Raw genomic sequence first — 23,029 nt, 5'->3', positions numbered from 1 at the left:
CACCAGCCGCCCCCACGCAGGATGCGGGCGATTGATGGAATGGCATCGTGTTCGCCTGAAGCTCCGCCCACCAGAGAGAGCAAGAACATGAGCATCTTCAACAAAGTCACCAAGACCTTCCAGTGGGGCCAGCACACGGTCACCCTGGAGACCGGCGAGATCGCCCGCCAGGCGTCCGGCGCCGTGATCGTCAACATCGACGACACCGTGGTCCTGGCCACCGTGGTCGCCTCCAAGTCCGCCAAGCCCGGCCAGGACTTCTTCCCGCTGACCGTCGACTACATCGAGAAGACCTACGCCGCCGGCAAGATCCCCGGCTCGTTCTTCAAGCGCGAAGCCAAGCCCTCCGAGCTGGAGACGCTGACCTCCCGCCTGATCGACCGCCCGATCCGCCCGCTGTTCCCCGAGGGCTTCCTGAACGAAGTCCACGTGGTGATCCACACCCTGTCGCTGAACCCCGAGGTCGACGCCGACATCGCCGCCATGATCGGCACCAGCGCCGCGCTGGCCATCTCCGGCGTGCCCTTCGCCGGCCCGATCGGCGCCGCCCGCGTGGGCTACATCAACGGCGAGTACGTCCTGAACCCGGGCCAGACCCAGCGCAAGGACAGCCAGATGGACCTGGTCGTCGCCGGCACCGAGGCCGCCGTGCTGATGGTCGAGTCCGAGGCCCTGCAGCTGTCCGAGGAGATCATGCTGGGCGCCGTGGTGTTCGGCCACGAGCAGGGCAAGATCGCCATCAACGCCATCCACGAGCTGGTGCGCGACGCCGGCAAGCCGGCCTGGGACTGGCAGCCGCCCGCCAAGGACGAGCCCTTCATCGCCAAGGTCACCGCCCTGGCCGAGGACAAGCTGCGCGCCGCCTACCAGATCCGCTCCAAGCAGGCCCGCACCCAGGCCCTGCGCGAGGCCTCCGCCTCGGTGCATGCCGCGCTGAAGGCCGAGGGCGTCGAGTACGAGGCCGGCAAGGTCGACGACCTGCTGTTCGCCATCGAGTCGAACATCGTGCGCAGCCAGATCCTGGCCGGCGAGCCCCGCATCGACGGCCGCGACACCCGCACCGTGCGCCCCATCGAGATCCGCAACAGCGTGCTGCCCCGCACCCACGGCTCGGCCCTGTTCACCCGCGGCGAGACCCAGGCCCTGGTCGTCTCCACCCTGGGCACCGAGCGTGACGCCCAGCGCATCGACGCGCTGGCCGGCGAGTTCGAGGACCGCTTCCTGTTCCACTACAACATGCCCCCCTTCGCCACCGGCGAAGTCGGCCGCATGGGCTCCACCAAGCGCCGCGAGATCGGCCACGGCCGCCTGGCCAAGCGCGCCCTGGTGGCGTGCCTGCCCACCAAGGAAGAATTCCCGTACACGATCCGCGTGGTCTCCGAGATCACCGAGTCCAACGGCTCCTCCTCCATGGCCTCCGTCTGCGGCGGCTGCCTGGCGATGATGGACGCCGGCGTGCCGATGAAGGCCCACGTGGCCGGCATCGCCATGGGCCTGATCAAGGAAGGCAACCGCTTCGCCGTGCTGACCGACATCCTGGGCGACGAGGACCACCTGGGCGACATGGACTTCAAGGTGGCCGGCACCACCAACGGCATCACCGCCCTGCAGATGGACATCAAGATCCAGGGCATCACCAAGGAAATCATGCAGGTCGCCCTGGCCCAGGCCAAGGAAGCGCGCATGCACATCCTGGGCAAGATGCAGGACGCCATGGGCGAGGCCAAGACCGAGGTCTCCAGCTTCGCGCCGAAGCTGTACACGATGAAGATCAACCCCGAGAAGATCCGCGACGTGATCGGCAAGGGCGGCGCCGTGATCCGCGCGCTGACCGAGGAGACCGGCTGCCAGATCAACATCGAGGAAGACGGCACCATCACCATCGCCGCCACCGATTCCGCCAAGGCCGACGAGGCCAAGAAGCGCATCGAGCAGATCACCGCCGAAGTGGAGATCGGCAAGGTCTACGAAGGCCCGGTCACCAAGATCCTGGACTTCGGCGCCCTGGTCAACCTGCTGCCCGGCAAGGACGGCCTGCTGCACATCTCGCAGATCGCCCACGAGCGCGTGGAGAAGGTCACCGACTACCTGTCGGAAGGCCAGGTCGTGCGCGTGAAGGTGCTCGAGACCGACGAGAAGGGCCGCGTCAAGCTGTCCATGAAGGCCCTGCTGGACCGCCCGGCCCGCGACGAGCGCGAGCCGCGTGAGGAGCGTGCGCCGCGTGAGCGTCGCGAGCCGCGCGAGTCCCGCGACCAGGCCCCGGCCGCCGACGCCCAGGGCGAGTAATCACCGCCTTGCGAGCTGCGGCCCGCGCCCTCCGGCGCGGGCCGTTTTGACGATGGACGACCATTCGACGAGCGAGAGCAATCCATGAAGGCCGTTGAGATCACCACCCCCGGCGCCCCCGAGGTGCTGCGCCTGGGCGAGCGCCCGATGCCCGTGGCGGGCGCGGGCGAAGTGCTGGTGCGCGTCGCCGCCAGCGGGGTCAACCGCCCCGACGTGCTGCAACGCACCGGCAACTACCCCGTGCCCCCCGGCGCCTCCGACATCCCCGGCCTCGAGTTCGCCGGCGTGATCGAGGGCGGCGACGCCGCCGCGATGGCCGCGGCCGGCCTGAAGGTGGGCGACCGCGTCTGCGCGCTGGTCGCCGGCGGCGGTTACGCCGAGTACTGCGTGGCGCCCGTGGGCCAGTGCCTGCCCGTGCCCGCCGGCCTGTCCGACGTGGAGGCGGCCTCGCTGCCCGAGACCTTCTTCACCGTCTGGAGCAACGTCTTCGACCGCGCCCGCCTGCAGGCCGGCGAGACCCTGCTGGTGCAGGGCGGCTCCAGCGGCATCGGCGTCACCGCGATCCAGATGGCCAAGGCCCTGGGCGCGACGGTGATCGTCACCGCCGGCAGCGACGACAAGTGCGCTGCCTGCCTGAAGCTCGGCGCCGACCACGCCATCAACTACAAGACGCAGGACTTCGTCGCCGAGGCCAAGCGCCTCACCGGCGGCGCCGGCGTCAACGTCATCCTCGACATGGTGGCCGGCAGCTATGTCGCCCGCGAGGTCGAGGCGCTGGCCGAGGACGGCCGCCTGGTCATCATCGCGGTGCAGGGCGGCACCAAGGCCGAATTCAACGCCGGCCTGGTGCTGCGCCGCCGCCTGGCCATCACCGGCTCGACGCTGCGCCCGCGCCCGGTGGCCTTCAAGGCCGCGATCGCGCAGTCCCTGCGCGAGAAGGTCTGGCCGCTGCTGGCGTCCGGCGCCATCAAGCCCGTCATCCACAGCACCTTCCCGGCGGCGAGTGCGGCCCAGGCCCACGCGCTGATGGAATCCAACCAGCACATCGGCAAGATCGTGCTGACCTGGTGAGACACGACATGAAGAAGAAACTGATTGCCGGCAACTGGAAAATGAACGGCAGCGTGCAGGCCAACGACGCGCTGGTGCGCGCCGTGATCGCCGGCCTGGGCGAAGCCTCCCGTGACGGCGCCTGCGAGGCCGCGGTCTGCGTGCCCGCGCCGTACCTGGCGCAGGTGCAGATGCTGCGCCACGGCACCCGCCTGGAACTCGGCGCCCAGGACTGCTCGGCGCACGAGCAGGGCGCCTACACCGGCGAGGTCGCGGCCGCCATGCTCAAGGAGTTCGGCGCCCGCTACGTGATCGTCGGCCACTCCGAGCGCCGCCAGTACCACGGCGAGAGCGACCAGCTCGTGGCCGACAAGGCCAAGGCGGCCCTGGCCCACGGCATCACGCCCATCGTCTGCGTGGGCGAGACCCTCGCCGAGCGCGAGGCCGGCCAGACCGAGGCGGTGGTCAAGCGCCAGCTGGCCGCGGTGATCCATACCAACGGCCACTGCATCAGCGAGATCGTCGTCGCCTACGAGCCCGTGTGGGCCATCGGCACCGGCAAGACCGCCACCCCCGAGCAGGCCCAGCAGGTGCACGCCGTGCTGCGCGCCCAGCTGCACGCCGCCACCGAGCACAGCGACCGCGTGCGCATCCTCTACGGCGGCAGCATGAACGCGGCCAACGCGGCCAGCCTGCTGTCCCAGCCCGACATCGACGGCGGCCTCATCGGCGGCGCCTCGCTGAAGGCCCCCGATTTCCTGCAGATCATTGCCTCGGCCAGCGCGAACGCGGCCTGAGTCTTCCCGCATTAGGAGTGCATCCATGAGTTTCCTGTTCAACATCGTGCTGGCCGTCCAGCTCATTTCGGCGATCGGCATGATCGGCCTGGTGCTGGTGCAGCACGGCAAGGGCGCCGACATGGGCGCCGCCTTCGGCAGCGGCGGCTCCGGCAGCCTGTTCGGCGCCTCGGGCAGCGCGAACTTCCTCTCGCGCACCACCGCCGTCCTGGCCACGGTGTTCTTCGTGTGCACCATGGGCCTGGCCTACCTGGGTACCAACCGCCCGGTGGAATCCGGCTCGGTCCTCGAGCGCGCCGCCGCGCCCGCGGCCCCGGCAGCGTCCGGCGCAGCCGCCCAGATCCCCGCCACGGCGGCCTCCGCCGCCCCGGTGCCGGCCGTTCCCGCCTCGGGCGCCGCACAGATTCCGGGTCGCTGAGCTAATTTCCTTCGCTTTCCCCCGGGAAGCGACATGGTTTCAGGGTAAACTCTCAGGCTGTTCGGAGCAGCGGGTTGAAAATTCAAACAACGCCCGCAGTACCGGATGCACAAACCGCCGTCGTGGTGAAATTGGTAGACACGCTATCTTGAGGGGGTAGTGGCGAAAGCTGTGCGAGTTCGAGTCTCGCCGACGGCACCATACAAAAAAGTCACGGGCCCGGATCCCGTGACGCAGCGGTAGCGGAGCCCCAGATGAACCTAGAGCAGTATCTCCCCGTCCTCCTGTTCATTTTGGTGGGCGTCGCAGTCGGGGTGATCCCCCAGGTTCTCGGGTTCATCGTCTCCACCGCAGTCGGCTTCAACAAGCCCGACGCAGCCAAGAACTCCCCCTACGAGTGCGGGTTCGAGGCCTTCGAGGACGCGCGCATGAAGTTCGACGTGCGCTACTACCTCGTGGCCATCCTCTTCATCCTGTTCGACCTGGAAATCGCCTTCCTCTTTCCCTGGGCCGTCGCGCTCAAGGAGATCGGTGCCGTGGGCTTCTGGTCGGTGATGGTTTTCCTGGCCATCCTGGTCGTGGGCTTCGTCTACGAGTGGAAAAAAGGCGCCCTGGACTGGGAGTGAGCACGGCCCGGTCACGGGCGTGCAGAAGGAAGTACGGCAATGGCAAACGAAGGCATTCTCGACAAGGGCATCGTCACCACCACGGTGGATACGGTGATCAACTGGGCCAAGACCGGCTCGCTCTGGCCGATGACGTTCGGCCTCGCGTGTTGCGCGGTGGAAATGATGCACGCGGGCGCGGCCCGCTATGACATCGACCGCTTCGGCATGCTGTTCCGGCCCAGTCCCCGGCAGTCCGACCTGATGATCGTGGCCGGCACCCTGTGCAATAAGATGGCCCCGGCCCTGCGCAAGGTCTATGACCAGATGCCCGAGCCGCGCTGGGTCATCTCCATGGGCTCGTGCGCCAACGGCGGCGGCTACTACCACTACAGCTACTCCGTGGTCCGGGGCTGCGACCGCATCGTGCCGGTCGACGTCTACGTGCCCGGTTGCCCGCCCACCGCCGAGGCCCTGCTGTACGGAATCATCCAGCTGCAGCAGAAGATCCGCCGCACCCAGACCATCGCCCGCGCCTGAAGGACCCGCCTCGATGACGACTCCTGTCTACGCCGTTGATCCGCAGGCCCTCAAGGCGACGATCGAAAACACCCTCGGTGCCCTGGCCAAGCGCGTCGACCTCCACCTCGGCGAGGTCACCGTGACCGTCGCCGCCGCCGACTACCTGCAGGCCGCCAAGACCCTGCGCGATGCCGCCGGCCTGCAGTTCGAGCAGCTGATGGACCTGTGCGGCCTCGACATGTCCGAGTGGCGCAACGGCACCTGGGACGGCCCGCGCTACGCCGTGGTCTCGCACCTGCTGTCCGTGAGCCTGAACCAGCGCGTCCGCCTGAAGGTCTTCTGCCCCGATGACGACCTGCCCGCCGTCGACTCGGTCAACGGCCTGTGGAGCGCGGCCAACTGGTTCGAGCGCGAAGCCTTCGACCTGTTCGGCATCGTCTTCGAAGGCCACGCCGACCTGCGCCGCATCCTGACCGACTACGGCTTCATCGGCCACCCGTTCCGCAAGGACTTCCCGGTGTCCGGCCACGTCGAGATGCGTTACGACCCCGAGCGCCAGCGCGTGATCTACCAGCCCGTGACGATCGAGCCGCGCGAGATCACGCCGCGGATCATCCGCGAAGACAACTATGGAGGCCTCCAGTAAGGAGGACGACCATGGCAGAAATCAAGAACTACACCCTGAACTTCGGTCCCCAGCACCCGGCCGCCCACGGCGTGCTGCGCCTGGTGCTCGAGCTCGACGGCGAAGTCATCCAGCGCGCCGACCCGCACATCGGCCTGCTGCACCGCGCCACCGAGAAGCTGGCCGAGACCAAGACCTACATCCAGTCGCTGCCCTACATGGACCGCCTCGACTACGTGTCGATGATGTCCAACGAGCACGCCTACTGCCTGGCCATCGAGAAGATGCTGGGTCTGGAAGTTCCGGTGCGCGCCCAGTACATCCGCGTGATGTTCTCGGAGATCACCCGCCTGCTGAACCACCTGCTCTGGCTGGGTTGCCACGGCATGGACTGCGGCGCGATGAACATGCTGATCTACTGCTTCCGCGAGCGGGAAGACCTGTTCGACATGTACGAGGCGGTCTCCGGTGCGCGCATGCACGCGGCCTACTTCCGCCCGGGCGGCGTCTACCGCGACCTGCCGGAGACGATGCCGCAGTACAAGGCCAGCAAGGTCAAGAACGAGCGGACCATCCGCCAGCTCAACGAGAACCGCCAGGGCTCGCTGCTGGACTTCATCGAGGACTTCACGAACCGCTTCCCGAAGTACGTCGACGAGTACGAGACCCTGCTCACCGACAACCGCATCTGGAAGCAGCGCACCGTGGGCATCGGCGTGGTCACGCCCGAGCGCGCCCTGAACCTGGGCTTCACCGGCGCCATGCTGCGCGGCTCGGGCATCGCCTGGGACCTGCGCAAGAAGCAGCCCTACGACGTCTACGCCCAGATGGACTTCGACATCCCGGTCGGCAAGACCGGCGACTCGTATGACCGCTACCTGGTGCGCGTCGAGGAGATGCGCCAGTCCAACCGGATCATCCAGCAGTGCGTGGCCTGGCTGCGCGCGAACCCCGGCCCCGTCATCACCGACAACCACAAGGTGGCGCCGCCGGACCGCGAGTCCATGAAGTCCAACATGGAAGAGCTGATCCACCACTTCAAGCTCTTCACCGAAGGCTTCCGCGTCCCCGAGGGCGAGGCCTATGCGGCCGTCGAGCACCCCAAGGGCGAGTTCGGCATCTACATCAACAGCGACGGCGCCAACAAGCCCTACCGCCTGAAGATCCGCGCCCCGGGCTTCGCCCACCTGGCCGCCCTCGACGAGATGGGCCGCGGCCACATGATTGCCGATGCCGTGGCCATCATTGGCACCATGGACATCGTGTTCGGAGAGATTGACCGATGATTTCTGAAACCACCCGCGCCCGCTTCGATCGTGAAGTGGCGAAGTACCCCGCGGACCAGAAGCAGTCGGCCGTGATGGCCTGCCTGTCCATCGTTCAGCAGGAGCAGGGCTACGTCAGCCCCGAGAGCGAGCAGCAGATCGCCGACTACCTCGGCATGCCCGCGATCGCCGTGCACGAAGTCACGACCTTCTACAACATGTACAACCAGCGGCCGGTGGGCAAGTACAAGCTCAACGTCTGCACCAACCTGCCGTGCCAGCTGCGCGGCGGCCAGGAAGCCCTGCACCACCTGGAGCAGCGCCTGGGCGTCGAAATGGGCGGCACCACGGCCGACGGCCTGTTCACCCTGCAGCAGTGCGAGTGCCTGGGCGCGTGCGCCGATGCGCCGGCCATGCTGGTGAACGACCGCACCATGTGCAGCTTCATGAGCAAGGACAAGCTGGACCAGCTGATCGACGGCCTCAAGAAAGCGGAGCAGCAATGAGCATGAATGCCCAGCAAGTCCTGGCGCAGTTCCAGGCCACCGGCGTGCAGACCTGCTTCCACGGCCGCCACATCAACCCCCAGATCTACGCGGACCTGAACGGCACCAACTGGCGCCTGAAGGACTACGAGGCGCGCGGCGGCTACGCGGCCCTGCGCAAGATCCTTGGCAAGGATGGCGGCGAAGGCCTCACGCAGGACCAGGTGATCGCCACCGTGAAGGAATCCGCCCTGCGCGGCCGCGGCGGCGCCGGCTTCCCCTCGGGCCTCAAGTGGAGCTTCATGCCCCGCCAGTTCCCGGGCCAGAAGTACCTGGTGTGCAACTCCGACGAGGGCGAACCCGGCACCTGCAAGGACCGGGACATCCTCATGTACAACCCCCACATCGTGATCGAGGGGATGATCATCGCCGCCTACGCGATGGGCATCACCGTGGGCTACAACTACATCCACGGCGAGATCTTCCAGGTCTACGAGCGCTTCGAGGAAGCGCTGGAAGAGGCGAGGGCGGCCGGCCTCCTGGGCAACAACATCCTGGGCTCGAACTTCTCGTTCCAGCTGCACGGCCACCACGGCTTCGGCGCCTACATCTGCGGCGAGGAGACCGCGCTGCTCGAGTCGCTCGAAGGCAAGAAGGGCCAGCCGCGCTTCAAGCCGCCGTTCCCGGCCAGCTTCGGCCTGTACGGCAAGCCCACCACCATCAACAACACCGAGACCTTCGCGGCGGTGCCCTGGATCATCCGCAACGGCGGCCAGGCCTACCTCGAGTGCGGCAAGCCCAACAACGGCGGCACCAAGATCTTCTCGATCTCCGGTGACGTCGAGCTCCCCGGCAACTACGAGATCCCCCTGGGCACCCCCTTCAGCAAGCTGCTGGAGCTGGCCGGCGGCGTCTCCGGCGGCCGCAAGCTCAAGGCCGTGATCCCCGGCGGCTCCTCCTCCCCGGTGCTGCCCGCCTCCATCATCATGGAGTGCACGATGGACTACGACTCCATCGCCAAGGCCGGCTCCATGCTGGGCTCGGGCGCGGTCATCGTCATGGACGAGCGCCGTGACATGGTCGAGTCCCTGCGCCGCCTCTCGTACTTCTACGCCCACGAGTCCTGCGGCCAGTGCACCCCCTGCCGCGAAGGCACGGGCTGGCTCTGGCGCGTGGTGGACCGCATCCACAACGGGCACGGCCGCTCCTCCGACCTCGACCTGCTCAACTCCGTGGCGGACAACATCCAGGGCCGCACCATCTGCGCCCTGGGCGACGCGGCGGCCATGCCGGTGCGCGCCATGCTCAAGCATTTCCGTCACGAGTTCGAGGCCAAGATCCAGGCCGCCGAAGCAGCGAAGGCATAAGAACCATGGTTGAAATCGAACTCGACGGGAAAAAGGTCGAAATCGCCGAAGGCAGCATGGTGATGCATGCCGCCGAGAAGGCCGGCACCTACATCCCGCACTTCTGCTACCACAAGAAGCTGTCCATCGCGGCGAACTGCCGCATGTGCCTGGTCGACGTGGAGAAGGCGCCCAAGCCGATGCCGGCCTGCGCCACGCCCGTGACCCAGGGCATGATCGTCCGCACCAAGAGCGACAAGGCCGTGAAGGCCCAGCAGTCGGTCATGGAGTTCCTCCTGATCAACCACCCGCTGGACTGCCCGATCTGCGACCAGGGCGGCGAGTGCCAGCTGCAGGACCTGGCCGTGGGCTACGGCGCCTCGGCCTCGCGCTACGAAGAGGAAAAGCGCGTCGTCTTCCACAAGGACGTCGGCCCGCTGATCTCCATGGAGGAGATGTCCCGCTGCATCCACTGCACCCGCTGCGTGCGCTTCGGCCAGGAAATCGCCGGCGAGATGGAGCTGGGCATGATCCACCGCGGCGAGCACTCCGAGATCACCACCGTGCTGGGCGATACCGTCGACTCCGAGGTGTCCGGCAACATGATCGACCTGTGCCCGGTCGGCGCGCTGACCAGCAAGCCGTTCCGCTACAGCGCCCGCACCTGGGAGCTGTCGCGCCGCAAGAGCGTCAGCCCGCACGATTCCACCGGCGCCAACCTGGTCGTCCAGGTCAAGAACAACCGCGTGATGCGCGTGCTCCCGCTGGAGAACGACGGCGTCAACGAGTGCTGGCTGGCCGACCGCGACCGCTTCTCCTACGAAGCCCTGAACAGCGACGAGCGCCTCACCGCCCCGATGATCAAGCAGGGCGGCGAGTGGAAGACCGTCGACTGGCAGACCGCCCTCGAGTACGTCGCCAATGGCCTGAAGCAGGTCAAGGCCGACCACGGCGCCGCCGCCATCGGCGCGCTGGTGAGCCCGCACAGCACCGTCGAGGAGCTGTACCTGGCCGGCGCCCTGGTGCGCTCGCTCGGCTCCGAGAACATCGACTACCGCCTGCGCCACGCCGAGTTCACCTCGGGCGAGGGCGTGCGCTGGCTCGGCACCTCCATCGCCTCGCTGTCCAACCTGCAGCGCGCGCTGGTGGTGGGCTCGAACCTGCGCAAGGAGCACCCGCTGTTCGCCCTGCGGGTGCGCGGCGCGACCCGCAAGGGCGCCCAGGTGTCCTTCCTCCACGACGCCGAGGACGACCAGGCCATGGCCCTGGCCCACCGCGCCGTCGTGCCGGCCGGCGAGTGGCCCCTGGCCCTGGCCCGCGTGGCCGCCGCCGTCGCCGCCGAGAAGGGCGTCGCCGCCCCGGCCCAGGCCGAGGCCGACGACGCCGCACGTGCCATCGCCAAGTCCCTGCTGGGTGGCGAGCGCAAGGCCATCCTCCTGGGCAATGCCGCGGCGCACCACGCCAAGGCCTCCTCGATCCTGGCCCTGGCCCAGTGGATCGGCGCCCAGACCGGCGCCACCGTGGGCTACCTCACCGAGGCCGCCAACACCGTGGGCGCGCAGCTCGCCGGCGCCGTGCCGCGCGGCAACGGCCTGAATGCCGGCCAGATGCTGGCGGGCGGCCTGAAGGCCGCGATCCTGCTGAACACCGAGCCGGTCCATGACGCCGCCGACGGCCACCGCGCCGCCGCCGCCCTGGGCCAGGCCGAGATGGTCGTGACCCTCAGCCCGTTCAAGGCCAACCTCGGCTTCTCCGACGTGCTGCTGCCGATCGCCCCGTTCACCGAGACCCCGGGCACCTTCGTCAACGCCGAAGGCCGGGTGCAGGGCTTCCATGCCGTGGTCAAGCCGCAGGGCGAGGCCCGTCCCGCCTGGAAGGTGCTGCGCGTGCTGGGCAACCTGCTGGGCCTGCCGGGCTTCGACTTCGAGTCCGCGCAGGACGTGCTCCAGGCCGCCCGCGGCCCGCAGGACGCCGGCCAGGACTTCGTGCAGGGCGCGCGCCTGGACAACGCCACCGGCGCCGCCATCGACCTCACCGTGACCGCCGGCCGACCCGCCGCCGCGTCCATCTACCAGCTTGACGGCATCGTGCGCCGCGCGACGTCGCTGCAACTGACGGCCGACGCCCGCAAGGCCCGCGCCGCTGAAGGAGCCCCGGCATGATCGACCAGATCTACGAATTCGGTTACGGCCTGGTCGCCGCGCCCTGGTGGACCGCCATGGCCTGGCCCGTGGTGTGGAACCTGATCAAGATCGTCTGCGTGGTCGCGCCCCTGATGGGCGCCGTGGCCTACCTGACGCTGTGGGAGCGCAAGGCCATCGGCTTCACCCAGGTGCGCGTGGGCCCGAACCGCATCGGCCCGTTCGGCCTGCTGCAGCCCATCGCCGACGCGCTGAAGCTGATCACCAAGGAAATCATCCGCCCCTCGGCGGCCAACAAGGGCCTGTTCTTCCTCGGCCCGATCATGACCATCATGCCGGCCCTGGCCGCCTGGGCCGTGATCCCCTTCGGCCCCGAGACCGCGCTGTCCAACATCAACGCCGGCCTGCTGTTCCTGATGGCCATCACCTCGCTCGAGGTGTACGGCGTGATCATCGCCGGCTGGGCCTCCAACTCGAAGTACGCCTTCCTGGGCGCGCTGCGCGCCTCGGCGCAGATGGTGAGCTACGAGATCGCCATGGGCTTCTGCCTGGTGGTGGTGCTGATGGTCACCGGCAGCCTGAACATGACCCAGGTGGTCATGGTGCAGGACAAGGGCTACTTCGCGCAGATGGGCCTGAACTTCCTCTCGTGGAACTGGCTGCCCCTGCTGCCGATCTTCGTCGTGTACTTCATCTCCGGCCTGGCCGAGACCAACCGCCACCCGTTTGACGTGGTGGAGGGCGAGTCCGAGATCGTCGCCGGCCACATGATCGAGTACTCGGGCATGAGCTTCGCCATGTTCTTCCTGGCTGAATACGCCAACATGTGGCTGGTCTCCATCCTGGCCGTCATCATGTTCCTGGGCGGCTGGCTGCCCCCGATCGACTCGGCGCTGTTCAACTGGATCCCCGGCTGGATCTGGCTGGGCATCAAGACCTTCATCGTCGTCACGATGTTCCTGTGGGTGCGCTCGACGTTCCCGCGCTACCGCTACGACCAGATCATGCGCCTGGGCTGGAAGATCTTCATTCCGGTCACGCTCGTCTGGCTGATCGTCGTGGGCCTGTGGATGCAGACCCCCTACAACATCTGGAATTAAAGCCATGTCGACGCAAACCCTCGATCGACCCTCGGCGTTCTCCCTGAAGGACTTCCTGTCCAGCTTCATGCTGACGGAGTTGTTCAAGGGCCTGGCCATCACGGGCAAGTACGCCTTCGCCCGCAAGATCACCATCCAGTTCCCCGAGGAAAAGACCCCGCTGTCGCCGCGTTTCCGCGGCCTGCATGCCCTGCGCCGTTACGAGAACGGCGAGGAGCGCTGCATCGCCTGCAAGCTGTGCGAGGCGATCTGCCCCGCGATGGCCATCACCATCGAGTCGGACCAGCGCGCCGACGGCACCCGCCGCACCACGCGCTACGACATCGACCTGACCAAGTGCATCTTCTGCGGCTTCTGCGAGGAGAGCTGCCCGGTCGACTCCATCGTCGAGACGCACATCCTCGAGTACCACGGCGAGAAGCGCGGCGACCTGTACTTCACCAAGGACATGCTGCTGGCCGTGGGCGACAAGTACGAAGCCGAGATCGCTGCCAACAAGGCGGCCGACGCCAAGTACCGCTAAGAACAAGAAGAGAGAACTCTCATGGACGTCAAGACCGGTTTCTTCTACCTCTTCTCGGCGGTGCTGCTGTTCGCATCGTTCCGTGTCATCACCGCCCGCAACCCGGTGTACGCCGCCCTGTACCTGGTGCTGGCGTTCTCCCAGGCGGCCGCCGTGTGGCTGCTGCTCAAGGCCGAATTCCTAGCGATCACGCTGGTGCTGGTCTATGTGGGCGCGGTGATGGTGCTGTTCCTGTTCGTCGTGATGATGCTGGACATCAATATCGACAGCCTGCGCGCCGGCTTCTGGAAGCACTTCCCGCTGGCCGGCCTGATCGGCGCCATCATCGCCCTCGAGATGGCCGCCGTCCTCATGGGCGGCTTCCGCGTGACGGACGCCGTGCCGCAGCCCGCCGACGTGTCCAACACCCACGCCCTGGGCAAGCTGCTGTACACGCAGTACCTGTTCCCGCTGGAGATCGCCGCCACCATCCTGCTGGTGGCCATGATTGCCGCCATCGCGCTGACCCTGCGCGAGCGCAAGGACAGCCGCCACATCGACCCCGCCATCCAGGTGCGCGTCAAGGCCCGTGACCGCTTCGAAGTGGTCAAGATGCCCGCCACCGTCGCCGCCCCCCCGGCGCAACCCGAAGCCGCGCCGGAGGCCAAGGCATGACTCTCTCCCTCGGACACTTCCTCTCGCTGGGCGCGATCCTGTTCGCGCTGTCGGTGATCGGCATCTTCCTGAACCGCCGCAACCTGATCGTGCTGCTCATGGCCATCGAGCTGATGCTCCTGGCCGTGAACATGAACTTCGTGGCGTTCTCCTACTACCTGGGCGACATGCACGGCCAGGTGTTCGTGTTCTTCATCCTGACCGTGGCTGCCGCCGAGTCGGCGATCGGCCTGGCCATCCTCGTGCTGCTGTTCCGCGCCAAGTCGAACATCAACGTCGAAGAACTCAACACGCTCAAGGGCTGAAAGAACAAGAACCATGAGCCAGACCCTCAACGCATCGACCCTGCTCGCCGTTCCGCTCGCGCCGCTCGCCGGCGCGGTGCTGGCGGGCGTGCTGGGCACGAAGTTCGGCGGCAACCGCATCGGCCGTGCCGCCTCCCACAGCCTGACCATCCTGGGCGTGTTCATCGCCTTCGTGATCTCGGCGCTCACGCTCAAGTCCGTGGCCATGGACGGCGCGCGCTTCTCCGGCACCGTCTACGAGTGGATGGTGATCGGCGGCCTGAAGATGGAAATCGGCTTCCTGGTCGACGGCCTCACCGCCATGATGATGTGCGTGGTGACCTTCGTCTCGCTGATGGTGCACCTCTACACCATCGGCTACATGCAGGAAGACGAGGGCTACAACCGCTTCTTCGCCTACATCTCGCTGTTCACGTTCTCCATGTTGATGCTCGTCATGAGCAACAACCTGCTGCAGCTGTTCTTCGGCTGGGAAGCCGTGGGCCTGGTGTCCTACCTGCTGATCGGCTTCTGGTACAACAAGCCGAGCGCGATCTTCGCCAACATGAAGGCCTTCCTGGTGAACCGGGTCGGTGACTTCGGCTTCATCCTGGGCATCGGCCTGATCGCCGCCTACACCGGCACGATGAACTACGCCGAGATCTTCGGCAAGAGCGGTGAGCTGGCCAAGCTGGCCTTCCCGGGCACCGACTGGATGCTGGTCACCGTGATCTGCATCTGCCTGTTCATCGGCGCCATGGGCAAGTCCGCCCAGTTCCCGCTGCACGTCTGGCTGCCCGACTCCATGGAAGGCCCGACCCCCATCTCCGCCCTGATCCACGCCGCCACCATGGTGACGGCCGGCATCTTCATGGTGGCGCGCATGTCGCCCCTGTTCGAGCTGTCGGACACGGCGCTGAACTTCATCCTGGTGGTCGGCTCCATCACCGCCCTGTTCATGGGCTTCCTGGGCATCATCCAGAACGACATCAAGCGCGTGGTGGCCTACTCCACGCTGTCCCAGCTGGGCTACATGACCGTGGCCCTGGGCGCCTCGGCCTACTCGGTCGCCGTGTTCCACCTGATGACGCACGCCTTCTTCAAGGCCCTGCTGTTCCTCGGCGCCGGCTCGGTGATCATGGGCGTGCACCACAACCAGGACATCCGCTGGATGGGCGGCCTGCGCAAGTACATGCCGATCACCTGGATCACCTCGCTGCTCGGTTCGCTGGCCCTGATCGGCACGCCGCTGTTCTCCGGCTTCTACTCCAAGGACAGCATCATCGAGGCGGTTCACGCCACGAACCTGCCCGCTGCCGGCTTCGCCAACTTCGCCGTCCTGGCCGGCGTGTTCGTCACCGCGTTCTACTCGTTCCGCATGTACTTCCTGGTCTTCCACGGCAAGGAGCGCTACGACCAGAACCCGGACGCGCACCACGACGACCACCATGCGCACGACGACCATGGCCACGGCCACGGTGACGGCAAGCCCCACGAGTCCCCCTGGGTCGTGACCGTGCCGCTGCTGCTGCTGGCGATCCCCTCGGTGGTGATCGGCTACCTGACCATCCAGCCGATGCTGTATGGCGAGTTCTTCAAGGACGCGATCTTCGTGGACGCCGCCCGGCACCCGGCGATGGCCCAGATCGGCGCGGCCTTCCATGGCGCAGCCGCCATGGCCACGCACGCCTTCAGCACCGCGCCGTTCTGGCTGGCGCTGGCCGGCGTGGCGGTCTCCTACTACATGTACATGGTGAACCCGGCGCTGCCGGCCGCCATCAAGCGCGCGGCCATGCCGGTCTACACGCTGCTGGAAAACAAGTACTACATGGACTGGATCAACGAGAACATCCTGGCCCGCGCGGCCCGGGGTCTCGGCATCGCCCTGTGGAAGGGTGGCGACCAGGCCCTCATCGACGGCGCCGCCGTCAACGGCAGCGCGAAGCTGGTGGGCGTGTTCGCCTTCATCGTGCGCCGCGTGCAGACCGGCTACCTGTACCACTACGCGCTGGCCATGATCGTCGGCCTGTTCGTGCTGCTGACGTGGTTCGCCTCGCCGTGGTTCAAGTAAGCCAGTAGGAGAAGAACAAAAATGGGTCTCTTGAGCCTCGCCATCTGGACGCCGATCTTCTTCGGCGTCGTCCTCCTGGCCCTCGGCCGCGACGACCAGGCGCGCACGGTGCGCTGGATCGCGCTGGTCGGCGCCATCGTCAGCTTCCTGGTCACGCTGCCGCTGTACACCCGTTTCGACGCCTCCACCGCGGCGATGCAGTTCGTCGAGAAGGCGCCGTGGATCGCGCGCTTCAACGTCAACTACCACCTGGGCGTGGACGGCATCTCGCTGTGGTTCGTCCTGCTGACCGCCTTCATCACCGTGATCGTGGTGATCTCGGCGTGGGAGGCCATCACCGAGCGCGTGAACCAGTACATGGGCGCGTTCCTGATCCTGTCGGGCCTGATGATCGGCGTGTTCGCCGCCATCGACGCGATGCTGTTCTACGTGTTCTTCGAGGCCACGCTGATCCCGATGTACCTGATCATCGGCATCTGGGGCGGCCCGCGGAAGATCTACGCCGCGTTCAAGTTCTTCCTGTACACGCTCATGGGCTCGCTGCTGATGCTGGTCGCCCTGATCTACCTGTACAACAAGTCCGGCGGCAGCTTCGACATCGCGGCCTGGCACAAGCTGCCCCTGGCGGGCAACGTGCAGACCCTGCTGTTCTTCGCGTTCTTCGCCGCCTTCGCGGTGAAGGTGCCGATGTGGCCTGTGCACACCTGGCTGCCCGACGTGCACGTCGAGGCGCCCACCGGCGGTTCCGCGGTGCTGGCGGCCATCATGCTGAAGCTGGGCGCCTACGGCTTCCTGCGCTTCTCCATGCCCATCGCCCCCGATGCGGCGCACGAGTGGGCCTGGCTGATCATCGGCCTGTCCATCGTGGCGGTGATCTACGTGGGCCTGGTCGCCATGGTCCAGCAGGACATGAAGAAGCTGGTGGCCTATTCGTCGGTCGCCCACATGGGCTTCGTGACCCTGGGCTTCTTCATCTTCAACCCGCTGGGCGTGGCCGGCGGCATCGTGCAGATGATCGCCCACGGCTTCGTTTCGGGCGCCATGTTCCTGTGCATCGGCGTGCTGTACGACCGCGTCCACTCGCGCGAGATCGCCAGCTATGGCGGCGTGGTCAACACCATGCCCAAGTTCGCCGCCTTCGCGCTGCTGTTCTCGATGGCCAACTGCGGCCTGCCGGCCACCGCCGGTTTCGTCGGCGAGTGGATGGTGATCCTGGGCGCCACCCAGGCCAACTTCTGGCTCGGCCTGATGGCCGCGACCGCGCTGATCTTCGGCGCCGCCTACACCCTGTGGATGTTCAAGCGCGTCTACCTGGGCCCGGTCACCAACGACGACGTGCGTACGCTCACCGACATCAACGGCCGCGAGTTCGTGATGCTGGCGCTGCTGGCCATCGCGGTGCTGTACATGGGGATCCATCCCAAGCCCTTCACCGACGTCATGGACGTCACCGTCGCCGAGTTCCTCAAGCACGTGGCGGCTTCCAAACTGAACTGACACAAGAAGGCCGTACCTGCCATGCTGGACACACTGAGCCTCGTCGTCGTCGCGCCGGAGATCCTCCTGCTGGCGGCGACCTGCGTCATCGCCCTGGTGGACCTGGGCGTGAAGACGCGTCTTCGCAACCTCACCTACGTGCTGAGCCTGCTGACCCTGGCGGGCGTCGCCTGGATGTGCGCCCAGTTCGCCCTGGGCGGCCAGGTGCAGTACGCCTTCGGCAAGATGGTCGTGAGCGACCCCATGGGCAACTGGCTCAAGGTCTTCGCCGCGGTCGCCGTCGGCGTGACCCTGGTCTACAGCCGTCCCTACGCCGCCGACCGCGACATGATGCGCGGCGGCGAGCTGTTCTCGCTGTCCCTGCTGTCGCTCCTGGGCATCTTCGTGATGATCGGCGCCAGCAACTTCCTGGGCATCTACCTGGGCCTGGAACTGCTCACGCTCTCCAGCTATGCGCTGGTGGCCCTGCGCCGCGACAACGAGAAGGCCGTCGAGGCCGCCATGAAGTACTTCGTGCTGGGCGCCATGGCCTCGGGCTTCCTGCTGTATGGCATTTCCATGCTGTACGGCGCCACCGGCTCGCTGGACATCAACGAGGTCTTCAAGGCCATCGGCTCCAGCCGCATCAAGCATGAAGTGCTGGTGTTCGGCCTGGTGTTCATCGTCGCAGGCCTGGCCTTCAAGCTGGGCGCCGTGCCGTTCCACATGTGGGTGCCCGACGTCTACCAGGGCGCGCCCACGGCCGTGACCCTGATGATCGGTGCCGCCCCCGAGCTGGCTGCCTTCGCCATCGCCATCCGCCTGCTGGTGGAGGGCCTGATGCCCCTGGCCATCGACTGGCAGCAGATGCTGGTGGTGCTGGCCGTGGCCTCGCTGGTGGTGGGCAACCTGGCGGCGATCGCGCAGACCAACCTCAAGCGCATGCTGGCCTATTCGACCATCGCGCAAATGGGTTTCGTGCTCCTGGGCCTGGCCGCTGGCGTCGTCAACGGCAGCACCGCCAACGCCGCCTCGGCCTACAGCGCCTCGATGTTCTACATCGTGACCTACGTGCTGACCACGCTGGCCTCGTTCGGCATCATCCTGCTGCTGGCGCGCGAGCACTTCGAGAGCGACGAGATCGCCGACCTGGCCGGCCTGAACCAGCGCAGCCCGCTGTACGCCGGCATCATGGCGATCTGCATGTTCTCGCTGGCCGGCGTGCCGCCGCTGGTGGGCTTCTACGCCAAGCTGGCCGTGCTGCAGGCGCTGGTGACCGCGGGCACCGCGTTCCACATCGGCCTGGCCGTGTTCGCGGTGATCGCCTCGCTGATCGGCGCGTTCTACTACCTGCGCGTGGTCAAGGTCATGTACTTCGACGCGCCCATCACCGCCACCACCGTCTCGGCCCCGGTCGACGTGCGCGTGGTCCTGTCCGTCAACGGCGCGCTGGTGCTGGCGCTGGGCATCGTTCCCGGCGGCCTGATGACCCTGTGCGCCGAGGCGGTCCTCAAGACCCTGGCGCCCTGATCTTTCCTGGAAGGGGCGGGGCGTGTCGCTCACCGCATCGGTCTGGTTCGTGATCTTCCTGGCGCTGCTCGGCGCCAACCTGCCGTTCGTGACCGGGCGGCTGTTCGGGGTGGTGCCGCTGCGCGCCCCGAAGTCGCTGGGCCTGCGGCTGCTGGAGCTGCTGGTCCTGTACCTCGTGGTCGGCAGCGTCGGCCTGCTGCTGGAGCAGCGCGCCGGCCAGGTCGCGCCCCAGGGCTGGGAGTTCTACGCGATCACCGGCGCCCTGTTCGTGACGCTGGCCTTCCCCGGCTTCGTCTGGCGCTACCTGTTCAAGCACCGGCATTGAGGCGGCGGCGCGGCCCCGGCACCTGAAGCCCATGTCCGACGACAAGCACCTCGTCGAAGTGGCCACCGGCCGTGAGGAGCTGCTGCGCGGCGGCTTCCTGCACGCGGTGCGCGACACCGTGCGCCTGCCGGACGGCCAGACCGCCCGGCGCGAATTCATCCTCCACCCCGGCGCCGTCGTCGTCATCGGCCTGCTCGATGACGGGCAGGTGGTGCTGGAGCGCCAGTACCGGCACCCGGTGGGCCGGGTCATGGTCGAATTCCCGGCCGGCAAGCTCGATGCGGGCGAGGATCGCCTGGCCTGCGCCCGCCGCGAGCTGCTCGAGGAGACCGGCTACTCGGCGCGCGAGTGGGCCCATGCCGGCGAGATGCACCCCTGCATCGGCTACTCCGACGAATTCATCGACATCTGGTTCGCCCGCGGGCTGACCCGCGGCGAGCGCCGCCTCGACGAGGGCGAGTTCCTCGACGTCATCGCCGCCACGCCGCGCGAGCTGCTGCAGTGGGTGCGCGAGGGCAAGGTCACCGACGGCAAGACGCTGTCCTGCCTGGTCTGGCTGCAGAACGTCCTGAGCGGCGACTGGGTCTTGGACTGGCAGGGACAATCCGCTCCATGAAGGTGCTCGACCTGCAATGCGCCACGGGCCACGTGTTCGAGGGCTGGTTCGCTTCGGAAGATGATTTCCAGGCGCAGCTGCAACGCGGCCTGGTGGAGTGCCCGGTGTGCGGTGACACCCAGGTGGCCAAGAAGCTCAGTGCGCCGCGCCTGAACCTCGGCGCGCAGGCGGCGCCGGCCGCCGTCCCCGCGCCGGCCGCCGCGCGCGAGGCCGCGGTGCCCGCGCCGCAGCAGGCGGCCCTGCAGGCCGCCTGGATGAAGGCGGTGCGGCACGTGATGGCGAACACCGAGGATGTCGGCGAGCGTTTTGCCGAGGAGGCCCGCAGGATCCACTACGGCGAGACCGAGGAGCGCGGCATCCGCGGCCAGGCCTCGCGCGAGGAGACGCAGGCGCTGCTGGAGGAGGGCATCGGCGTGGTGCCGCTGCCCTTGCCGAAGGGGCTCAAGGGGCCGCTGCAGTAAGGCGGCGCGCGCCGGCGCCCGCCGTCGCACAATGTCCTCCCGGCCGCCTAGGCCCTGCTTCGGAGGACGTGCGAATGAACAGGAACACGGTCTGTCTCTGGTACGACGGCGCCGCCCTCGAGGCCGCGCAGTTCTACGCCGCGACCTTCCCTGACAGCGCGGTGCGCGCGGTGCATCGGGCGCCGGCCGACTACCCCGCCGGCAAGGCGGGCGACGTGCTCACGGTGGAATTCACCGTGCTCGGCATCCCCTGCCTGGGCCTCAACGGCGGGCCGGCGTTCCGCCACAGCGAGGCGTTCTCCTTCCAGGTCGCGACCGAGGACCAGGCCGAGACCGACCGCCTCTGGAACGCCATCGTCGGCCACGGCGGGCAGGAAAGCGCCTGCGGCTGGTGCAAGGACAAGTGGGGCCTGTCGTGGCAGATCACGCCGCGGGTCCTGCTCGAGGCCATCGCCGACCCCGACCCGGCGGCCGCGAAGCGCGCCTTCGAGGCCATGATGGAGATGGGCCGGATCGACATCGCCGCCATCGAGGCCGCGCGCCGGGGCGAGGCCCCGGGCGCGGGATGAGCGGGCAGCCCGATCCGGTCGCGGCGTCTCAGGCCATGAACTGCAGCGCCGCCAGCCGCGCGTAGACCCCGCCGCGCGCCACCAGCGCCTCGTGCGTGCCTTCCTCCACGATGCGGCCGTGGTCCAGGACCACGATGCGGTCGGCGCGCTGCACGGTGGCCAGGCGGTGCGCGATGACCAGCGTCGTGCGATCGCGCATGGCCGCCTCCAGCGCCGACTGCACCATGCGCTCGCTCTGCGCGTCCAGCGCGCTGGTGGCCTCGTCGAGCAGCAGCAGCGGCGCGTCCTTGAGCATGGCGCGGGCGATGGCGATGCGCTGGCGCTGGCCGCCTGACAGGCGCACCCCGCGCTCGCCCAGGAAGCTGCCGTAGCCCCCGGGCAGGGCCGTGATGAACTCGTGCGCGAAGGCGGCGCGCGCGGCGGCCACCACCTCCTCGTCGCTCGCCCCGGGCCGGCCGTAGCGGATGTTCTCCATCGCGCTGGCGGAGAAGATCACCGGCTCCTGCGGCACCAGGGCGATGCGCTGGCGCAGCGCCTGCAGGTCCTGCGCCGCGACCGGCACGCCATCGAGCAGGATGCGGCCGGCCTGCGGGTCGTAGAACCGCAGCAGCAGCTGGAACACCGTGCTCTTGCCCGCGCCGCTGGGGCCCACCAGGGCCACCGTCTCGCCCGGCGCGATGGCCAGCGAGACCTGCGACAGCGCCGCCGACTGCGGCCGCGAGGGGTAGTGGAAGCTGAGGTCCTCGATCACCACCGCGCTGCCGCCGGCGGGGGAGGGCGCCGCCACCGGGTGCGCCGGCGAGGCCACCGGCGAGTGCGCGTGCAGCAGTTCCATCAACCGCTCCATCGCGCCGGCGGCGCGCAGCAGGTCGCCGTAGACCTCGCCGAGCACCGCCACCGCCCCGGCGAGGATGATCACGTACACCACCGTCTGCCCCAGGTGGCCGGCGCTGATGCGCCCGGCCAGCACCGCCTGCGTGCCCTGGTACACGCCCCACAGCAGCAGGGCGGCGGTGGCGATGATCACGAAGGCCACCAGGAAGGCGCGCGCCCGGGTGCGCCGGATGCCGGTGGCGAAGGCATGCTCGGTGGAGTCGCCGAAGCGCCGCGCCTCGCGCGCCTCGGCGGCATGGCTCTGGACCACCGGGATCGCATTGAGCACCTCGGCCGCGATGGCGCTGGCGTCGGCCACCCGGTCCTGGCTGGCGCGCGAGAGCCGGCGCACCCGCCGGCCGAAGGCCATCGACGGCAGCACCACGACCACCAGCACCAGCAGCACCTGGGTCATCACGTAGGGGTTGGTCCACACCAGCATCGCCAGCGCGCCCGCGCCCATCACCGCATTGCGCAGGCCCAGCGAGAAGGAGCTGCCGACCACCGTCTGCACCAGGGTGGTGTCGGCGGTCAGGCGCGAGAGCACCTCGCCGGTCTGCGTGGTCTCGAAGAACGCCGGGCTCTGGCGCACCACATGGGCGTAGACCGCGTTGCGCAGGTCGGCGGTCACCCGCTCGCCCAGCCAGCTCACCGTGTAGAACCGCGCCGCCGAGGACAGGCCCAGGGCCACCGCCACCGCGAACAGCCCCAGGAAATGCCCGCGCAGCGCCATCGCCTGGTCGCCCCGGTCGGCGGCGAGCAGGCCGCCGTCGATCAGGCTGCGCAGGGCCAGCGGGAACAGCAGCGTGGCCGTGGCCGCCAGCCCGAGGAACAGGACCGCCAGGGCGATGCGGCCGCGGTACGGGCGCAGGAACGGCAGCAGGCCGCGCAGGGCGCGCGGCGCGCCCCGGGGGGCGTCGGAGGCGGGGTGGGAGCGGGCCATGCGGCAGTGTAGCGAGCACGGAAATTCGGTTGCGCCTACAATCATTGCAGCTGCAAGTAATTTC

Annotated in this window: 23 protein-coding genes and 1 tRNA gene; 23 read left to right on the top strand and 1 reads right to left on the bottom strand. The window is 68.0% G+C overall.

Going from position 1 to position 23,029, the window contains the following annotated elements:
* The first annotated feature begins 87 nt into the window (after nucleotides 1-87).
* From pnp to ACFQZY_RS02125, 23 genes are all read left to right on the top strand, one after another.
* Nucleotides 88-2,286, top strand: coding sequence for a polyribonucleotide nucleotidyltransferase (gene pnp, locus ACFQZY_RS02235; RefSeq protein ID WP_377412035.1), 2,199 nt, complete (start codon nucleotides 88-90; stop codon nucleotides 2,284-2,286).
* An 84-nt stretch (nucleotides 2,287-2,370) separates the two neighbouring features.
* On the top strand, nucleotides 2,371-3,357 hold the full coding sequence (locus ACFQZY_RS02230) for an NAD(P)H-quinone oxidoreductase (protein WP_377412033.1): 987 nt from the start codon (nucleotides 2,371-2,373) through the stop codon (nucleotides 3,355-3,357).
* 8 nt (nucleotides 3,358-3,365) lie between these two features.
* Nucleotides 3,366-4,133, top strand: coding sequence for a triose-phosphate isomerase (tpiA, locus tag ACFQZY_RS02225; RefSeq protein WP_377412030.1), 768 nt, complete (start codon nucleotides 3,366-3,368; stop codon nucleotides 4,131-4,133).
* Nucleotides 4,134-4,158: 25 nt separating this feature from the next.
* The gene (gene secG / locus ACFQZY_RS02220) at nucleotides 4,159-4,551 is read left to right on the top strand and encodes a preprotein translocase subunit SecG (RefSeq protein WP_377412028.1); all 393 of its coding nucleotides are present in this window, start codon (nucleotides 4,159-4,161) and stop codon (nucleotides 4,549-4,551) included.
* Nucleotides 4,552-4,667: 116 nt separating this feature from the next.
* Nucleotides 4,668-4,752 (top strand) — tRNA-Leu (locus ACFQZY_RS02215).
* A gap of 53 nt (nucleotides 4,753-4,805) precedes the next feature.
* The gene (locus tag ACFQZY_RS02210; protein WP_377412026.1) at nucleotides 4,806-5,177 is read left to right on the top strand and encodes an NADH-quinone oxidoreductase subunit A; all 372 of its coding nucleotides are present in this window, start codon (nucleotides 4,806-4,808) and stop codon (nucleotides 5,175-5,177) included.
* 39 nt (nucleotides 5,178-5,216) lie between these two features.
* The gene (locus tag ACFQZY_RS02205) at nucleotides 5,217-5,696 is read left to right on the top strand and encodes a NuoB/complex I 20 kDa subunit family protein (protein ID WP_377412023.1); all 480 of its coding nucleotides are present in this window, start codon (nucleotides 5,217-5,219) and stop codon (nucleotides 5,694-5,696) included.
* Nucleotides 5,697-5,709: 13 nt separating this feature from the next.
* Nucleotides 5,710-6,324, top strand: a complete 615-nt coding sequence (locus ACFQZY_RS02200) for an NADH-quinone oxidoreductase subunit C (RefSeq protein ID WP_377412021.1) — start codon at nucleotides 5,710-5,712, stop codon at nucleotides 6,322-6,324.
* 11 nt (nucleotides 6,325-6,335) lie between these two features.
* On the top strand, nucleotides 6,336-7,589 hold the full coding sequence (locus ACFQZY_RS02195; RefSeq protein WP_377412018.1) for an NADH-quinone oxidoreductase subunit D: 1,254 nt from the start codon (nucleotides 6,336-6,338) through the stop codon (nucleotides 7,587-7,589).
* On the top strand, nucleotides 7,586-8,074 hold the full coding sequence (nuoE, locus tag ACFQZY_RS02190; RefSeq protein WP_377412016.1) for an NADH-quinone oxidoreductase subunit NuoE: 489 nt from the start codon (nucleotides 7,586-7,588) through the stop codon (nucleotides 8,072-8,074). The genes ACFQZY_RS02195 and nuoE overlap by 4 nt, the downstream gene beginning before the upstream one ends.
* Nucleotides 8,075-8,076: 2 nt before the next feature.
* Nucleotides 8,077-9,420, top strand: coding sequence for an NADH-quinone oxidoreductase subunit NuoF (gene nuoF / locus ACFQZY_RS02185; RefSeq protein ID WP_377412624.1), 1,344 nt, complete (start codon nucleotides 8,077-8,079; stop codon nucleotides 9,418-9,420).
* A 5-nt stretch (nucleotides 9,421-9,425) separates the two neighbouring features.
* On the top strand, nucleotides 9,426-11,561 hold the full coding sequence (gene nuoG, locus ACFQZY_RS02180) for an NADH-quinone oxidoreductase subunit NuoG (protein ID WP_377412014.1): 2,136 nt from the start codon (nucleotides 9,426-9,428) through the stop codon (nucleotides 11,559-11,561).
* Entirely contained in the window at nucleotides 11,558-12,640 is a 1,083-nt protein-coding gene (gene nuoH / locus ACFQZY_RS02175; protein WP_377412012.1) for an NADH-quinone oxidoreductase subunit NuoH, read from the top strand. Before nuoG ends, nuoH begins: the two co-directional genes overlap by 4 nt.
* Nucleotides 12,641-12,644: 4 nt before the next feature.
* Nucleotides 12,645-13,163: an NADH-quinone oxidoreductase subunit NuoI gene (gene nuoI, locus ACFQZY_RS02170; protein ID WP_377412010.1), complete on the top strand. Its 519-nt coding sequence runs from the start codon at nucleotides 12,645-12,647 to the stop codon at nucleotides 13,161-13,163.
* A gap of 21 nt (nucleotides 13,164-13,184) precedes the next feature.
* Nucleotides 13,185-13,817 carry an NADH-quinone oxidoreductase subunit J gene (locus ACFQZY_RS02165; protein ID WP_377412007.1) on the top strand — a complete coding sequence of 211 codons (633 nt, stop codon included), beginning with the start codon at nucleotides 13,185-13,187 and terminating at the stop codon, nucleotides 13,815-13,817.
* Nucleotides 13,814-14,122 (top strand): NADH-quinone oxidoreductase subunit NuoK, encoded by a 309-nt coding sequence (gene nuoK, locus ACFQZY_RS02160; RefSeq protein WP_377412005.1) that lies wholly within the window; start codon nucleotides 13,814-13,816, stop codon nucleotides 14,120-14,122. The genes ACFQZY_RS02165 and nuoK overlap by 4 nt, the downstream gene beginning before the upstream one ends.
* A gap of 13 nt (nucleotides 14,123-14,135) precedes the next feature.
* The gene (gene nuoL, locus ACFQZY_RS02155; RefSeq protein WP_377412003.1) at nucleotides 14,136-16,172 is read left to right on the top strand and encodes an NADH-quinone oxidoreductase subunit L; all 2,037 of its coding nucleotides are present in this window, start codon (nucleotides 14,136-14,138) and stop codon (nucleotides 16,170-16,172) included.
* 21 nt (nucleotides 16,173-16,193) lie between these two features.
* Nucleotides 16,194-17,669, top strand: a complete 1,476-nt coding sequence (locus tag ACFQZY_RS02150; RefSeq protein WP_377412001.1) for an NADH-quinone oxidoreductase subunit M — start codon at nucleotides 16,194-16,196, stop codon at nucleotides 17,667-17,669.
* Nucleotides 17,670-17,690: 21 nt separating this feature from the next.
* Nucleotides 17,691-19,178, top strand: coding sequence for an NADH-quinone oxidoreductase subunit NuoN (nuoN, locus tag ACFQZY_RS02145; RefSeq protein WP_377411999.1), 1,488 nt, complete (start codon nucleotides 17,691-17,693; stop codon nucleotides 19,176-19,178).
* A gap of 22 nt (nucleotides 19,179-19,200) precedes the next feature.
* On the top strand, nucleotides 19,201-19,503 hold the full coding sequence (locus tag ACFQZY_RS02140) for a DUF2818 family protein (protein WP_377411997.1): 303 nt from the start codon (nucleotides 19,201-19,203) through the stop codon (nucleotides 19,501-19,503).
* A 31-nt stretch (nucleotides 19,504-19,534) separates the two neighbouring features.
* Nucleotides 19,535-20,119 carry an NUDIX domain-containing protein gene (locus ACFQZY_RS02135; protein ID WP_377411995.1) on the top strand — a complete coding sequence of 195 codons (585 nt, stop codon included), beginning with the start codon at nucleotides 19,535-19,537 and terminating at the stop codon, nucleotides 20,117-20,119.
* The gene (locus tag ACFQZY_RS02130) at nucleotides 20,116-20,580 is read left to right on the top strand and encodes a DUF1178 family protein (protein ID WP_377411993.1); all 465 of its coding nucleotides are present in this window, start codon (nucleotides 20,116-20,118) and stop codon (nucleotides 20,578-20,580) included. Before ACFQZY_RS02135 ends, ACFQZY_RS02130 begins: the two co-directional genes overlap by 4 nt.
* A gap of 74 nt (nucleotides 20,581-20,654) precedes the next feature.
* On the top strand, nucleotides 20,655-21,149 hold the full coding sequence (locus ACFQZY_RS02125) for a VOC family protein (protein ID WP_377411991.1): 495 nt from the start codon (nucleotides 20,655-20,657) through the stop codon (nucleotides 21,147-21,149).
* Nucleotides 21,150-21,177: 28 nt separating this feature from the next.
* On the opposite strand, the gene ACFQZY_RS02120 is transcribed toward ACFQZY_RS02125, so the two are convergent.
* A complete protein-coding gene (locus tag ACFQZY_RS02120; RefSeq protein WP_377411989.1) occupies nucleotides 21,178-22,965 on the bottom strand; it encodes an ABC transporter transmembrane domain-containing protein in 1,788 nt (595 codons plus the stop codon).
* Nucleotides 22,966-23,029 lie beyond the last annotated feature (64 nt).

Origin of the sequence: Ramlibacter sp. GCM10027632, from assembly GCF_042675325.1 — a bacterium.
GTDB lineage: Bacteria > Pseudomonadota > Gammaproteobacteria > Burkholderiales > Burkholderiaceae_C > Ramlibacter.
The sequence above is the reverse complement of the archived record's forward strand: the minus strand, read 5'-3'. Positions and strand labels throughout refer to the sequence as shown.

What these genes read in the sequence shown, in the direction of transcription:
- pnp (WP_377412035.1), top strand. Translation starts at nt 88, where the DNA reads ATGAGCATCTTCAACAAAGTCACCAAGACCTTCCAGTGGGGCCAGCAC.
- ACFQZY_RS02230 (WP_377412033.1), top strand. Translation starts at nt 2,371, where the DNA reads ATGAAGGCCGTTGAGATCACCACCCCCGGCGCCCCCGAGGTGCTGCGC.
- tpiA (WP_377412030.1), top strand. Translation starts at nt 3,366, where the DNA reads ATGAAGAAGAAACTGATTGCCGGCAACTGGAAAATGAACGGCAGCGTG.
- secG (WP_377412028.1), top strand. Translation starts at nt 4,159, where the DNA reads ATGAGTTTCCTGTTCAACATCGTGCTGGCCGTCCAGCTCATTTCGGCG.
- ACFQZY_RS02210 (WP_377412026.1), top strand. Translation starts at nt 4,806, where the DNA reads ATGAACCTAGAGCAGTATCTCCCCGTCCTCCTGTTCATTTTGGTGGGC.
- ACFQZY_RS02205 (WP_377412023.1), top strand. Translation starts at nt 5,217, where the DNA reads ATGGCAAACGAAGGCATTCTCGACAAGGGCATCGTCACCACCACGGTG.
- ACFQZY_RS02200 (WP_377412021.1), top strand. Translation starts at nt 5,710, where the DNA reads ATGACGACTCCTGTCTACGCCGTTGATCCGCAGGCCCTCAAGGCGACG.
- ACFQZY_RS02195 (WP_377412018.1), top strand. Translation starts at nt 6,336, where the DNA reads ATGGCAGAAATCAAGAACTACACCCTGAACTTCGGTCCCCAGCACCCG.
- nuoE (WP_377412016.1), top strand. Translation starts at nt 7,586, where the DNA reads ATGATTTCTGAAACCACCCGCGCCCGCTTCGATCGTGAAGTGGCGAAG.
- nuoF (WP_377412624.1), top strand. Translation starts at nt 8,077, where the DNA reads ATGAATGCCCAGCAAGTCCTGGCGCAGTTCCAGGCCACCGGCGTGCAG.
- nuoG (WP_377412014.1), top strand. Translation starts at nt 9,426, where the DNA reads ATGGTTGAAATCGAACTCGACGGGAAAAAGGTCGAAATCGCCGAAGGC.
- nuoH (WP_377412012.1), top strand. Translation starts at nt 11,558, where the DNA reads ATGATCGACCAGATCTACGAATTCGGTTACGGCCTGGTCGCCGCGCCC.
- nuoI (WP_377412010.1), top strand. Translation starts at nt 12,645, where the DNA reads ATGTCGACGCAAACCCTCGATCGACCCTCGGCGTTCTCCCTGAAGGAC.
- ACFQZY_RS02165 (WP_377412007.1), top strand. Translation starts at nt 13,185, where the DNA reads ATGGACGTCAAGACCGGTTTCTTCTACCTCTTCTCGGCGGTGCTGCTG.
- nuoK (WP_377412005.1), top strand. Translation starts at nt 13,814, where the DNA reads ATGACTCTCTCCCTCGGACACTTCCTCTCGCTGGGCGCGATCCTGTTC.
- nuoL (WP_377412003.1), top strand. Translation starts at nt 14,136, where the DNA reads ATGAGCCAGACCCTCAACGCATCGACCCTGCTCGCCGTTCCGCTCGCG.
- ACFQZY_RS02150 (WP_377412001.1), top strand. Translation starts at nt 16,194, where the DNA reads ATGGGTCTCTTGAGCCTCGCCATCTGGACGCCGATCTTCTTCGGCGTC.
- nuoN (WP_377411999.1), top strand. Translation starts at nt 17,691, where the DNA reads ATGCTGGACACACTGAGCCTCGTCGTCGTCGCGCCGGAGATCCTCCTG.
- ACFQZY_RS02135 (WP_377411995.1), top strand. Translation starts at nt 19,535, where the DNA reads ATGTCCGACGACAAGCACCTCGTCGAAGTGGCCACCGGCCGTGAGGAG.
- ACFQZY_RS02130 (WP_377411993.1), top strand. Translation starts at nt 20,116, where the DNA reads ATGAAGGTGCTCGACCTGCAATGCGCCACGGGCCACGTGTTCGAGGGC.
- ACFQZY_RS02125 (WP_377411991.1), top strand. Translation starts at nt 20,655, where the DNA reads ATGAACAGGAACACGGTCTGTCTCTGGTACGACGGCGCCGCCCTCGAG.
- ACFQZY_RS02120 (WP_377411989.1), bottom strand. Translation starts at nt 22,965, where the DNA reads ATGGCCCGCTCCCACCCCGCCTCCGACGCCCCCCGGGGCGCGCCGCGC.